General features: G+C 69.4%; 8 protein-coding genes. 6 read left to right on the top strand and 2 right to left on the bottom strand.

Features of this window, described 5'->3' with window-relative positions; translation table 11 throughout:
- Nucleotides 1–96: 96 nt before the first annotated feature.
- Complete coding sequence (locus tag E8M83_RS13825) at nucleotides 97–732, bottom strand: TetR/AcrR family transcriptional regulator (RefSeq protein ID WP_137173927.1); 636 nt, start codon at nucleotides 730–732, stop codon at nucleotides 97–99.
- 107 nt (nucleotides 733–839) lie between these two features.
- Between E8M83_RS13825 and E8M83_RS13830 the strand changes: the two genes are divergently transcribed.
- On the top strand, nucleotides 840–1,382 hold the full coding sequence (locus E8M83_RS13830; protein ID WP_137173928.1) for a GNAT family N-acetyltransferase: 543 nt from the start codon (nucleotides 840–842) through the stop codon (nucleotides 1,380–1,382).
- On the opposite strand, the gene E8M83_RS13835 is transcribed toward E8M83_RS13830, so the two are convergent.
- Complete coding sequence (locus tag E8M83_RS13835) at nucleotides 1,379–1,741, bottom strand: hypothetical protein (RefSeq protein WP_137173929.1); 363 nt, start codon at nucleotides 1,739–1,741, stop codon at nucleotides 1,379–1,381. The two genes, E8M83_RS13830 and E8M83_RS13835, sit on opposite strands and share 4 nt — an antisense overlap.
- Before the next feature lie 308 nt (nucleotides 1,742–2,049).
- Here E8M83_RS13835 and E8M83_RS13840 point away from each other — a divergent pair, with 308 nt between their 5' ends.
- The 5 genes from E8M83_RS13840 to E8M83_RS13860 all read left to right on the top strand — a co-directional run bounded on the left by E8M83_RS13840 (nucleotide 2,050) and on the right by E8M83_RS13860 (nucleotide 14,198).
- Nucleotides 2,050–3,663, top strand: a complete 1,614-nt coding sequence (locus E8M83_RS13840; protein ID WP_137173930.1) for a methyl-accepting chemotaxis protein — start codon at nucleotides 2,050–2,052, stop codon at nucleotides 3,661–3,663.
- Nucleotides 3,664–3,878: 215 nt separating this feature from the next.
- Nucleotides 3,879–6,128: a TonB-dependent receptor gene (locus tag E8M83_RS13845; RefSeq protein WP_229491523.1), complete on the top strand. Its 2,250-nt coding sequence runs from the start codon at nucleotides 3,879–3,881 to the stop codon at nucleotides 6,126–6,128.
- Nucleotides 6,129–6,138: 10 nt separating this feature from the next.
- The gene (locus E8M83_RS13850) at nucleotides 6,139–9,597 is read left to right on the top strand and encodes a hybrid sensor histidine kinase/response regulator (protein WP_137173931.1); all 3,459 of its coding nucleotides are present in this window, start codon (nucleotides 6,139–6,141) and stop codon (nucleotides 9,595–9,597) included.
- A gap of 159 nt (nucleotides 9,598–9,756) precedes the next feature.
- On the top strand, nucleotides 9,757–13,281 hold the full coding sequence (locus tag E8M83_RS13855) for a hybrid sensor histidine kinase/response regulator (RefSeq protein WP_229491524.1): 3,525 nt from the start codon (nucleotides 9,757–9,759) through the stop codon (nucleotides 13,279–13,281).
- Nucleotides 13,278–14,198: a diguanylate cyclase gene (locus tag E8M83_RS13860; protein ID WP_137173932.1), complete on the top strand. Its 921-nt coding sequence runs from the start codon at nucleotides 13,278–13,280 to the stop codon at nucleotides 14,196–14,198. The genes E8M83_RS13855 and E8M83_RS13860 overlap by 4 nt, the downstream gene beginning before the upstream one ends.

Consider the following 14,198-nt stretch of genomic DNA (forward strand, 5'->3'; position numbering starts at 1 on the left):
CCTGGGCGAGGCGGTGCAGGAAGCCGCATTGCGGGCGCTGGGCCACGCCCTGCACATCTGAGTGCCTGCGCCGCCCTTCACGGGGCGGCACTTTTCTTACCTTGCTTGCGCTGTCACGCGCCGCGTCCGCACACGCGGCGGCGCAGCCAGGCGCAGCGCGGTCGCGACCGCGGCGTCGATCGGCGGCGCGTAGCCATCCTCGATCCAGCGCAGCGCGATGTGGATCACACCTCCGATGATCCCGGCCTGCAGCAATTCATCGTCGACCGCCTCCGGCGCCACCAGGCATGCGACTTCGCGGCCGATGGTGCGCAGCGAGGTATCGAAGGCCTGGTCGACGGCCCGGCTCACGCCGCGGATCTCGACCAGGAACACGCGCGCCGAACGCGGTTCGCGCTGCAGGGCCGAAAAATACGTCTGCAGCATCGCGCGCGAACGCGCCATCCGGCCGCGCCCGGCCGCCTCGCCCGCGCGCAGGATCTCGCCCAGCACGGCGCGGGTGACGGCATTGTAGGAATCGATCAGCAGCGCCTCGCTGTTGGCGAAGGACTCGTAGAAGTATCGCTCGGTCAGGCCGGCCGCCTCGCACACCGCCTTGACGGTCGCCTGGTGGTAGCCACGCTCGCCGTAGACGGCAATGGCGCCCGCGATCAGGCGGCCGCGGCGCTCGGCCCGGCGCTGCTCCTGCGACTGTCCGCGGTAGGATCGCGTAGTGGAAAGCTCTTGGTTCATTGCCACATTTTGACACAAACTTGCTACCGGTTATCAGATAAGCTTGATTTCCGGTACAAATAGTGCCACCGTCCGGCGCGCGGCGCAGTGAAGTTAGGGGAATGAATATGGACGTGCTACGTACTGAAAGACTGCTGCTGCGCACCTGGCGCGAGTGTGACGCCGCGCCCTTTCATGCCTTGGACCAGGACCCGCAAGTGCACGAATTCCTGCCCGGCCCGATGAGCGTCGGGCAGGTGCAGCGCTTCATGCAGGCCCACAACGCGATGCAGCGCGACACCGGCATGTGCTACCTGGCGATTGAGGTAGCGCACAGCGGTGAGCTGGCCGGTTTCGTCGGCCTGAAGCGGCATGCGGATACCCTGCCGTTCGCGCCCTGCACCGATATCGGCTGGCGCCTCGGCACGGCGCACTGGGGACAAGGTTACGCGATCGAGGGCGCTGCGGCCTGCCTGCGCCACGGTTTCGAGGTGCTTGGACTGCACGAAATTGTGTCGTTCACGGTGCCCGGCAACCTGCGTTCGCGCCGGGTAATGGAGCGCCTGGGCATGCGGCGCGACCCGGATGGCGACTTCGACCACCCAGCCCTGGCGCCCGGCCACCGGCTGGCGCGCCACGTGCTGTACCGGCTGGCGCGCCCGGCCGGCTAACGGTTTTCGCGGCGCGCCGTCCCCTGGTCGTACTGCTCGTCATCGGTCGTCTGGGCGCCCTGCCCGCCTTGTCGGTTGGCGCCGTCACCGGACTGGCGATTGGCCCCGCCCTGGAATCCCTGGTCCGACTGCTCGTCGTTCGAGCCCCCGGCCAACAGGTCGTCGGTACGGCCGGCCGAGCCCTGGCCGCCCTGCTGCTGCGAACCTTGCTGCTGACGCTGGGCCGGATCCCTGCCTTCGGCATTGGCCCCGACCTCGCCGGTCGAGCCCGCGCCCATGGTGGCGGCGCTGGTAGTGCCGTCCGTGACCTGGTCCCAGCTGCGTCCTTTGACGTCCTTGCCTTCGTTATTGGTCGACATGGCGTTCTCCTCCCTGGCTATTAACGTGACCTTCATCTTAGCCTTCCCGGCGCCGGCAACAATAGGCGACCTGCTCCGACTGCTGTAGGACCGAGGCTAGCGGGGCCGCAACACCGCCACGATTGCAACATTTTAATCGCGAAGATGTTGCATATTTGCCGCAAGGAAATGCAAGTTCCGGTTTTGCGGGTTATACTGTGGGCATCCGACATGTCGTGTCGCAGCACTCCCGTCAGGGACCTCGTTGCGCCGTGCCATCCCAGTCCGACCGCGCCCACGGTCCTACTAGCAGCCTGGAAACTATCCTCGTGAAAAAACTGAAAATTGGCCCCCGCCTGGGGCTCGGCTTTGCCATTGTTCTCGCACTGCTCGTGGCCATGACGGCCACCGCGCTCACGCGCATGCAGTCGGCAGGCGACCTGACCTACCGCCTGGTCAATACCAGCATCAAGAACCAGCGCACCCTTGCCGAATGGCGCCGCAATATCGAAGTCAACAGCGCCATCAACGAAACCGTCTATTACGCCGCCGGCGCCGGCGTCTTCGACGTCATTGGTCCGCGCCGCCAGGCGATCACCAGCCGTTCCAACGTATTGCAGAAGGAAATCGAAGAGTCGCTGCGCAACCCCGGGGTGCGCGAGCAGTTCAAGTTCGTCAAACAGGAGCGGACCGGCTACATGGCCGCGCGCGACGCATTGTTCCAGGCCAAGCGCGACGGTGACCAGGCCAGGCTCGACGAGATTTACCGCAACCAGCTCATGCCGCGCACGGTGTCGTACCTGGCCACGGTGGACAAGCTGGCCACGATGCAGATCACGGCCGCCGATGCGGTGGCCCAGTCGATCCTGGATGCGTATGCCAGCACCCGCGTGATCCTGTTCGCGCTGGGCGGCGCCGCCCTGCTGTTGGGCGCCGGCTGCGCCTGGTTCATCAGCCGCTCGATCACGGCGCCGCTGCGCCAGGCGGTCGATGTCGCCGAACGCGTCGCCGGCGGCGACCTCACCAGCCGCTTCGACCGTTCTATGCTCGAGCGCGGCGACGAAACCGGCCAGCTGATGACGGCGCTTTCGCGCATGAACGCCAGCCTGGCGGCCATCGTCGGCCAGGTGCGCGACGGCACCGCGACCATCGCCACCGCGTCCGGCCAGATCGCGAGCGGCAACCAGGACCTGTCGAGCCGCACCGAGCAGCAGGCCGGTTCGCTGGAAGAGACCGCCGCCTCGATGGAAGAACTGACCTCCACCGTGCGCCAGAATACCGAGCACGCACAGCGCGCCAACCAGCTCGCGGCGACGGCGGCCGGCGTGGCCGGCGACGGCGGGCGCATGGTGGCCGAGGTGGTGGGCACGATGGGCCGGATCGATGCCGCCTCGCAGCGCATCGTCGACATCATCGGCGTCATCGACGGCATCGCCTTCCAGACCAATATCCTGGCCCTGAACGCGGCGGTCGAAGCCGCCCGCGCCGGCGAACAGGGCCGCGGCTTCGCGGTCGTCGCCGGCGAGGTGCGCACCCTGGCCCACCGCTCGGCGGCGGCGGCCAAGGAGATCAAGGGCCTCATCGACGACTCGGTCGGCCAGGTCCAGCAAGGCACGCAGCAGGTGGCGCGCGCCGGCGCCACCATGGAGCAGATCGTGCTCAGCATCGGGCAAGTCACCACGATCATGGGCGAGATCGCGGCCGCCAGCCAGGAGCAGAGCGCCGGCATCGAGCAGGTCAATACCGCCATCGTCGAGATGGACCGCGTGACCCAGCAGAACGCCGCCCTGGTCGAAGAAGCGGCTGCCGCCGCCGATTCGATGCGCGAGCAGGCCGGCCAGCTGGCGGCCGTGGTCGGCACCTTCCGCACCGGGCATGGCGCGGCCGCGCCGGCCCAGGTGCGCCCGGCGCCGCAACATCGCCGCGTGGCCCTGGCAGTCTGACGCCACGCTGACGGCCGGCCCCGGTATGACGGGCCGGCCGTTGCAATCCGAACGCTTTTTCGTTCGATTAATCTATTGGAGACTATTTCCTGTGGTTATGACCTGCTAGACTGACGAATTAGCATCCTCGTGCGCAATTCTATTTGCCAAAAAGAACAAGATGAGGACGCATTACCCAGGACGGGTAAGCACAGTCTAGACAGGGAGTTGTTTACATGAAAGCAAAGCAGGTCCGCCCAGCCCAGAAACTGCTGGTCGCGGCAGTATCCGGTATCGTCTGCAGCATCGTCCACGCCCAGCAGGCCCCAGTAACCCAGGACGATGACACGGCCGTGCCCGAAGTCGTCGTCACCGCCCAGCGCACCGCCTCGCTGGCCTCGCGCACCCCGGTCGCGATGAGCGTCGTCAACGGCGAACAGTTGCGCGCCATCGGCGCCGACAGCCCGGCCACGCTCGGCCCGCGCCTGCCGAACGTGCACATCGACCAGGCTTTCTCGGGCCTGCGCGTCACGATCCGCGGCATCAGCAATAACGACACCACCGACAAGGGCGACCCGTCGGCCGCCTTCATGCTCGACGGCGTGTATATCGCCCGTCCGGCCGGCCAGAGCGGCAACCTGCTCGACGTCGACCGCATCGAAGTGCTGCGCGGCCCGCAAGGCACGCTGTATGGGCGCAATACCACCGCCGGCCTGGTGAACGTGATCTCGAACGCCCCGACCGACCGCCTCGAAGGCGCGCTCGGTCTCGAGGCCGGCACCTACGGCAAGCGCAAGATCGACGGCGTGGTCAACCTGCCAGTCAACGGAGCGCTGTCGCTGCGCGCGGCGGTCAGCCAGATCAAGCAGGATCCTTTCATGAAGAACGGCCAGGGCACGCCGCACCGTCCCGGCATGGACCGCGACGAACGCGATGCGCGCCTGAGCGCGCGCCTCAAGTTCAATCGCAACGCCACCCTGGTGGTGCGCTACGACCATGGCGAGACCGAGGGCAATAACGACCGCTTCGTGCCCGACACGAATTTCTATACCGGCGTGGCCGGCGGCCGACCGGTGTGGCGCGACAGCACCACCGACCAGCGCCTGACCAACAGCTTCCGTCCGCCGAACATGACGCCGGTCCAGGGCTGGCACGACCGCCTGGCGCGTGGCCTGTCGGCGGACCTGAGCTGGGACCTGGGCCCGGCCACCGTGCATTACCTGGCCTCGCGCCGCAAGCTGGACCAGGAAATCCGCCAGAACTACTATTACCGGGTGGCCCCGACGGTTGCCCTGGGCGTGATCAACAACTACGACGGCCACAACGAGCAGGATTCGCACGAACTGCGCATCGCCACCAACGGCAGCGGGCCCCTGAGCGCGCAGGCCGGCCTGTATTACTTCAGCGAAGACTCGAACACCTCGTACGCCTTCCAGGGCCTGCAGCCGGTCGGCCTGCCGCCGTATTACGCGTTCCCGCTCCACACCCAGGCCCGCAGCCGCGCCGTGTTCGGCCAACTGACCTGGCGCGTACGCGACGACCTGCGCCTGACCGCCGGCGCGCGCCGCACCGAGGATGACAAGGACCGCGTCGGCTCGACCGACTTCCAGCAGGGCCCCGTATTCAATCCAGCCACCGACCGCCGCCTGCTGAACGCGGCCGAACTGGATACCGCGCGCACCACCTGGCGCCTCGGCGCCGAGTTCGACCTGGCCCCTGCCACCCTGCTGTATGCCAGCCTGGCCACCGGCTACAAGGCCGGCGGCTTCAACGACGGCTGCATCGCCGGCACCAGCGCGCTGGGCGTGACCTGCCCTGCCGCCGCCGCGGTCACGGAAAGCGCCCTGTACTACCAGCCGGAAGAACTGCGCGCCTACGAGGCCGGCCTCAAGTCGCGCCTCCTGGGCGGCCGCCTGACCGTCAACGCCGCCGCTTTCCTGTACGACTACACCAACCTGCAGCTGTCGGGCACCGCGATCGTCTCGGGCGCCCCGCGCATCCTGACCAGCAACGCCGGCGTGGCCCGGTCGCGCGGCCTGGAGCTGGACGGCGAAGTGCGCATCGGGGCCAACGGCCACCTGAGCTACGGCGCCACCCTGCTCGACGCCCACTACGTCAGCTACGCGCCGACGCCCACGACGTCCTGGGCCGGCCGCAAGCTCGATCGCGCGCCGAACCACGTGTATACGCTCGGCTATGAGCACCGCTTCGCGGTCATGGATGGCCAGCTGCGCGCCGGCGTGTTCTCGCGCCGTAGCGCCGACTACGTGATCGCGGTCCCGAGCCAGCTGCTGGAATACCGCATCCCGGCCCACACCACCACCGATGCCACCCTGCGCTACCAGCCGGCGGGCGGCAACTGGAGCCTGCTGGCCCGGGTGCGCAACCTGGAGAACTCGGTGCGGCCGTCGATCATCGACAGCTTCGGCATGACCACGCCGACCGCGCCGCGCACCGCCGACCTGCGGCTCGACCTGAGCTTCTGAGCCAACCGCCATGCGCCTCCTGACCAGCCTGATCGTCGCCATCGTCCTTGCCCTGGCCGCGTTCGGCGCGCAGGCGGCGCCGCTCGACCTGGGGCGCGATGGCGCCCGGGTCGAAGCCTGGCCGGGGGCGACCATCCTGCGCGACCTCGATGCCAGCCTCGATCTGGACGGCGCACTGGCGCAGACGAAGCGCTTCGCGCCCAGCGACCTCGCCTACGCCACCCTCGGCATGCAGCAGGTGCCGACCTGGGTGCGGGTGCCGTTCCGGGTGGCGCCCGATGCGCCGCGCGACTGGGTGGTGCAGTTCGATTTCGCCCTGCTCGACTACCTCGACGTCTACCTGGTGCAGGGCGGCGCGGCGCGCCACCTGTCCAGCGCCGGGCGCCTGCAGCAGCGCTTTGGCGACCTCGATGGCCGGGTGCCGGCGGTGGCGCTGTCGCTCGAGCCGGGCCAGGCGTACACGCTGCTGGTGCGGGTCGCGGCGCGCGGTCCCAAGACGATGCCGATGAGTTTCATGCAGCCGCAGGCCTACCAGCGCGCCGCGCTGCAGGAACAGATGCTGCAAGGCCTGTTCTTCGGCCTGGCCGCCTGCCTGGTGCTGTACAGCCTGGCCCAATGGATCACCCTGCGCGAGCCACTGTACGGCAAGTACGCCATGTTCGCGGGCGGCATGACGATGTACCAGGCGGTCTGGTTCGGCGTGGCCGAGCAATTCCTCTGGAGCGACAATCTCTACCTGACCACCCACGTGATGGGGATCGCCTCCTGCATCTCGTCGGCCGGCGCCTACCTGTTCGTCGAACAGACGCTCAAGCGCAGCGGCATGGACCGCAAGTTCAGCATCCTCATGAAGACCGGCGCCGCGATCAACCTGGTGAGCTGCGCGCTATGGGTCGTCGACCTGCTCGACCACCGGCTCCTGATCGCCATCGTCGCCACCATCGGCAGCGCGCCCATGCTGCTCGGCCTGCCGGGGGCCTTGCGCCGGATACGCGCCGGCGACGCCATCGGCACCTATTTCCTGATCGGCTGGGCTGCCAGTTGCAGCGGCGCCTTCGTCCAGACCATGCTCATCGCCGGCAAGTTGCCGGTCAATTTCTGGACCATGCACTCGCTGCAGTTTGGCGTCATCGTCGACATGCTGGTCTTCATGCGCATCCTGGGCCTGCGCACCAAGGCGATGCAGACCGCCATGCTGCGCGCCGAGGCCGAGGCGCGCATGAAATCCGAGTTCCTGGCCAATATGAGCCACGAGATCCGTACCCCGATGAACGCCATCATCGGCATGAGCCGGCTGGCCCTGATGGCCGACCCGAGCCCCAGGCTGCGCAACTACGTTGCCAAGATCCTGGGCGCCGGCGAACACCTGCTCGGCATCGTCAACGACATCCTCGACCACTCGAAGATCGCGGCCGGCAAGCTGGCCATCGAGACCGTGCCGTTCGCGCTCGACGAGATGCTCGAGCAGCTTTCCAGCCTGGCCGGGGTCAACACCGACGCCAAGGGCATCGAGCTCATTTTCCGGGTCGGTCCCGGCGTGCCGCACCGCCTGGTGGGCGACCCGCTGCGCCTGGGCCAGATCCTGATCAACCTGGCCGGCAACGCCGTCAAGTTCACCGAGCGCGGCGAGATCGTGGTCTCGGTCGAGGCCCGGGCCAGCGAGGCCGGCCGGCTCACGCTGGCGTTCTCGGTCAGCGACACCGGCATCGGCATGACGCCGGAGCAGCTCGGGCGCCTGTTCCAGTCCTTCACCCAGGCCGACAGCTCGACCACCCGCAAGTATGGCGGCACCGGTCTCGGGCTGTCGATTTCGCGCCAGCTGGTCGAGCTGATGGGCGGACACATCTCGGCCCAGAGCACGCCGGGCAAAGGCAGTTGCTTCACCTTCACCGTGCCGCTCGGGATCGGCGACGCACAGGCCGGCGCCGGCGCGCCAGCCCAGCCGATGCTGCGCGATGTACGCGCGCTGGTGGTCGATGACAGCGCGAGCGCCCGCGCCGCGCTGTCCGAGATGCTGGGCACGCTGGGCGCGCACGCCGACTGCGCCGCTTCGGGCGAGGAATGCCTCGCCATGCTCGGTGCGGCCCAGCGCAGCGGCCAGCCCTACCAGATCGTGCTGATGGACTACCTGATGCCGGGCCTGGACGGGGTCGAGACGATCCGCCGCATTCCCGACCACGTGGCAGGCGCGGCCCCGCCGGCGATCCTGATGGTATCGGCGGTCAGCCGCGACACGGTGCTGCAGGAAGAAGGCGCGCTGCCGGTCGACGCCTTCCTGCACAAGCCGGTCGGGCCGGCGCTGCTGTGCCACTGCGTGCTGCAGGCGTTGCATCCGCAGGCCGCATCCGGCGACGAGGCGGTGGCGCTGCCGCGCATGGACATCATGGCCGACCTGCCACGCCTGGACGGCGCGCGCATCCTGCTGGCCGAGGACAACGCCAACAACCGCGAGGTGGCGCTCGACTTCATGGCCGCCGCCCGCATGCAGGTGGACGTCGCCTTCAATGGCGTGGACGCGGTGCGCATGGCGCGCGAGGGCGACTACGACCTGGTGCTGATGGACATCCAGATGCCCGGGATGGACGGCTTGAGCGCAGCGCGCGCGATCCGCCAGGACCCGCGCCTGCGCGAGCTGCCGATCGTGGCCATGACGGCGCACGCGATGGCCAGCGACCGCGCACTCTCCCGCCTGGCCGGCATGAACGACCACGTGACCAAGCCGATCGACCCCGACCTGCTGTTCTGCACCCTGCTCAAGTGGATCGACCCGGCCCGCCTGCACGGCCGCCCGCTGCCGGCGGCGCAGCGCGCACCCGCGCCGTCGGCGCCTTCGGCCGGCGCCTCCCAGCCCCTGCCGGCGGTGCCCGGAATCGACTGGCGCCTGGCGCTGGATAACGTCGACGGCCAGCGCGGCCGCCTGGAAAAGCGCGCCGGCAGCTTCGTGCGCGAATATGGCGGCGCTCCACACATCCTGCGCGACGCCCTGAATGACGGCGACCATGCACGGCTGCAGTCGCTGGCGCACAACCTCAAGTCGAGCGCGGCCTATGTCGGCGCCTTCGAGCTGTCCGGCGCCGCCGGCCGCCTCGAGCACGACCTGCGTGCCGGCAAATACGACCTGGTCGGGGTCCAGGTGCCGTCGCTGGTGACGGCGGCCGAGTCGGTGCTGGCCGGCCTGGCCCAGCTGGCCGCGGTCGCCCTGCCCAGGCCGCTCGATCCGCATGCGCTGGCCAGGGTGATCGGCCGCCTGGACGCCTGGCTGCGCGCCGACGATGCGCGCGCCGAGGACGCGCTGGCCGAACTCGAGACCCTGCTGGCCGGCAGCGCCTGGGCGGCGGCGCTGGAGCCGGTGCGGCGCGCGGTGGCCGACATCGAATACGGCGCCGCCCTGGCGCCGCTGGCCGACCTGGCCCGCCAGCTCGATCGCCTCTCGCTGACGCCGCATGAACCCGCGCATGGGCCTGCCTGAGTCGCGCCCCACGCTACCGCGCACCATGCTTGCGCCGGCATGGGGTCGCATCCGGTACTGTCCAGCAAGGGGGCTTCCTGCTAGACTGCGGGCAGCGCCGCACCGGCCATACCGGCTGCTTCGCCGCATGACACCACACCGCCGCAAGGATTCCAGCAGATGACGCCCACGCCACCCACCCTGTCCCGACCGGCGCCGCTGGCGGGCCCGGGCGCGGGCGCCGGCCCGTTCCTGTTGCTTCTGCTGCTGCTGGCGCTGTCGATGTGGTTCCCGGCGCAGGCCGCGCCGCTGCAACTGGCCGCCGCCGCCGAGGTGGTCGACGCCTGGCCGGCGGTGACCATCCTGCGCGATCCCGACAGCCGGCTGGACGCCCCTGCCGCGCTGGCCGCGGCCGGCCGCTACGAGCGCCCCCGCACCGCCCGGGCCAGCCTCGGCATGCAGCCCGGCGCCACCTGGATCAGGATCCCGATCGCGGTGCCGCACGACTCCACCACCGGTTGGGTGATGCAGATCGATTACGCCCTGCTGGACGAGGTGGACGTGCATGTCGCCCAGGACGGGCGCCTGCGCCGGATCGCCTCGCTGGGCCGCATGCAGCAGCCGTCGGGCGACGCCCTCAAGGGGCGCGTGCCGGCCGCGGTGCTGCGCCTCGCGCCCGGCAAGGAATACACGGTGCTGGTCCGGGTCGCCTCGGTCGGCCCCAAGATCGTACCGATCAGCTTCATGCAGCCCACCGCCGTGCTGCCCGAGGCGCTGGGCGAACAGGTCTTGCAGGGCCTGCTGCTGGGACTGCGCATCACCCTGATCCTGTATGCGCTCGGCCAGTGGTACACGCTGCGCGAACACCTGTTCGGCAAGTACGCGCTGCTGGCCACCGGCGTGACCGTGTATTCGCTGGCCTGGTTCGGCCTGGCCGGGCAGTACCTGTGGCCGGGCAACCTTTGGCTGCTCGAGCATGGCGCCGGCCTGGCCTCGGCCCTGGCCTCCTGCGGCGCCTACCTGTTCGTCGAACACGTGCTGGCGCGCCCCGGCCAGGACCGCATCTTCAGCCGCCTGATGAAAACCTTTGCCGCCCTGTGCCTGGTGACGGCTGTCGGTTTCGCCCTGGACCTGATCGGCCATCGCCACCTGGTGCTGGTGGTCGGCACGCTGGGCATCATGCCGATGCTGCTCGGCCTGCCCGGGGCCTTTCGCCGGGCCCGCGCCGGCGACCCGGTCGGCGGCTACCTGCTGCTCGGCTGGGCGGTCACCTTCGGCACCTCGCTGGTCACGGCCCAGCTGATCAACGGCAAGCTGCCGGCCACTTTCTGGACCATGCACGCGCTGGTGTTCGGCAGCACCTTCAATATGCTGGTGTTCATGCGCATCCTGGGCCTGCGCACCAAGGCGCTGCAGGCGGCGATGCTGCGCGCCGAGGCCAACACCCGCATGAAATCCGAATTCCTGGCCAATATGAGCCACGAGATCCGCACCCCGATGAACGCCATCATCGGCATGAGCCGGCTGGCCCTGATGAGCGAGCCGGCGCCGGCCCTGCGCAACTACCTGAGCAAGATCCTGGGCGCGAGCGAGCACCTGATGGGCATCATCGACGACATCCTCGATTTTTCGCGCATCGAAGCCGGCAAGCTGCGCCTGGAGGCGGTGCCCTTCGATCTCGACGAGACGCTCGAGCACCTGGCGGGCCTCCTGGGCGTGAAGGCCGAGGCCAAGGGCATCGAGCTGATCTTCCGGGTCGCTCCCGGCGTGCCGCAGCGCCTGGTCGGCGACCCGCTGCGCCTGGGCCAGGTCTTGATCAACCTGGCCGGCAATGCCGTCAAGTTCACCGAGCGCGGCGAGATCGTGGTCGCGGTCGAGGCGGTCGGGACCGAAGAGGGCCGGATCACGCTCGAATTCTCGGTCAGCGACACCGGCATCGGCATGACCCAGGAACAGGTCGGACGCCTGTTCCAGTCGTTCAGCCAGGCCGACAGCTCGACCACCCGCAAATACGGCGGCACCGGCCTCGGGCTGTCGATCTCGCGCCAGCTGGTCGAACTGATGCAAGGCCAGATCTCGGTGCGCAGCACGCCCGGCGCGGGCAGCCGCTTCACCTTCAGCGTGCCGCTCGGGACCGACGATTCGCTGGCGGTGGCCGGCGCCGTGCGCAGGGCGATGCTGCAGGACGTGCGCGCGCTGGTGGTGGACGACAGCGCCACCGCCCGCGCCGCGCTGGTCGAGATGCTCGGCGCCCTGGGCGTGGACGCCGATCCCGCCGCCTCGGGCGAGGAATGCCTGGCGCTGCTGGCACGCGCCGACGGCGCCCGCAAGCCGTACCAGATCGTGCTGATGGATTACCTGATGCCAGGCCTGGACGGGGTGGAGACGATCCGCCGCATCCGCCGCAGCGCACAAGAACATGGACACGACTGTCCACCGCCCGCGATCCTCATGATCTCGGCCTGCACCCGCGAGACCGTCATGGAGGAGGAAGGCGAACTGCCGGTCGACGCCTTCCTGCACAAGCCGGTCGGACCGGCCCTGCTTTACCATAGCCTGCTGCAGGTCCTGCACCCGCAGCTGGGCCCCTTTGACACGATGGAAAAATACCTGCCTGCCATGGCCGAGCTGCCGCGCCTTGACGGCGCGCGCATCCTGCTTGCCGAAGACAATGCCAACAACCGCGAGGTGGCGCTCGATTTCATGGCCGCCGCCCGCATGCGGGTGGACATCGCCTTCAACGGCCTGGACGCCGTGCGCATGGCGCAGGACGGCGACTACGACCTGGTGCTGATGGACATCCAGATGCCCGGGATGGACGGCTTGGCGGCGACCCGCGAGATCCGCCACGACCCGCGCCTGCGCGGGCTGCCGATCGTGGCCATGACGGCGCACGCGCTGGCCAGCGACCGCGCGCTCTCGCGCCTGGCCGGCATGAACGACCACGTCAGCAAGCCGATCGACCCCGACCTGCTGTTCTGCACCCTGCTCAAGTGGATCGACCCGGCGCGCCTGGAGGGCCGCGAAGTGCCGCAGGCGAGCCGGCCGGCGTCGGCTTCGGCTTTGGCGCCAGAGGGCGCGGCCGCAGCGCTGCCGGCGGTGCCCGGCATCGACTGGCGCCTGGCCCTGGAGAACGTCGACGGCCAGCGCGGCCGCCTCGAAAAGCGGGCCGGCAGCTTCGTGCGCGAATATGCCGGCGCGCCGCGCATCCTGCGCGAAGCCCTGGCAACGGGCGACCATCCGCGGCTGCAGGTGCTGGCCCACAACCTGAAGTCGAGCGCGGCATACGTCGGCGCCTTCGAACTGGCCGGCGCCGCCAGCCGCCTGGAGCAGGCCCTGCGCGCCGGCGAGCTGGCCCGCCTCGGGGTCCAGGTGCCGGCCCTGGTGGCGGCGGCCGAAACGGTGCTGGCCGGCCTGGCCCAGGTGGCCGCCGCCAGCCTGCCGAAACCGGCCGATCCAGAAGCGCTGGCGGCGGTGATCGTGCGCCTGGACGGCTACCTGCGTGGCGACGATGCGCGCGCCGAGGATGCGCTGGCCGAGCTCGAATCGCTGCTGGCGGCGGGCATGGACGCCAACCTGGTCGACGCGCCGCTCGATGCCGTGCGGCGCGCAGTCACCGAGATCGAGTATGCTGCGGCGCTGGCGCCGCTGGCCGTCCTGGCCGCGCGGCTCGATCTCGGCCACAGCCTGGAACACGCACAATGAACGTAGTAGAGATGCAGAAGGTCCTGGTGGCGGACGACGACGCCATCAACCGCGAAGTGCTCGGCGAGCTGCTCAAGCCCGAATACACGGTGCTGCTGGCCCGTAACGGCGCCCAGACCCTGGAGCGCGCCATGCGCCACCTGCCCGACCTGATCCTGCTCGACGTGATGATGCCCGACATGGACGGCTACGAGGTGCTGCGCCGCCTGCGCGATGAACCGCAGACCGCGCACATCTCGGTGATCTTCATCTCGGGCCTGGACCGGCCCGAGGACGAAGCGAATGGCCTCAAGATGGGCGCCTCGGACTACATCGTCAAACCCTTCAACCAGACCGTCGTCATGGCGCGCGTGGCCCTGCACCTGCAGGTGGTGCGCCAGCGCCGGATGCTGGAGCGCCTCGCCAATATCGACGGCCTGACCGAGCTGGCCAACCGGCGCCGCTTCGACGAGATGTACAGCCTCGAATGGCAGCGCGCGCGGCGCTCGGGCCGGCCGCTGTCGCTGGCCCTGCTCGACATCGACGCCTTCAAGCAATTCAACGACCGCTACGGCCACCCGGCCGGCGACCGCGCACTGCGTTCGGTGGCGCGGGTGGCCGGCGCCGCCATGCGCCGCCCAGCCGACCTGGCGGCGCGCTACGGGGGCGAGGAATTGCTGCTCTTGATGCCCGAGACCGGCGCCTTGGAGGCCCGGAAGGTGGCGGAGGATGTGCGCGAGGCGGTTGCGGCGCTGAATATCCCGCACGAGGCGTCAAGCGTGGCGCCGCTACTGACCGTCAGCATCGGCGGCGCCACCTTCGATCCGGCCGGCGAGGAGCAACAGTCAGAGCTGTTCGAAGCGGCCGACGCCCAGCTGTATCGCGCCAAGCAGAATGGCCGCAACCAGGTCTGGTGGCGCGAGGGCGGCGCGGCCTGA

The organism is Massilia sp. HP4 (assembly GCF_005222695.1).
In the GTDB taxonomy this organism is placed as follows: domain Bacteria; phylum Pseudomonadota; class Gammaproteobacteria; order Burkholderiales; family Burkholderiaceae_D; genus Telluria.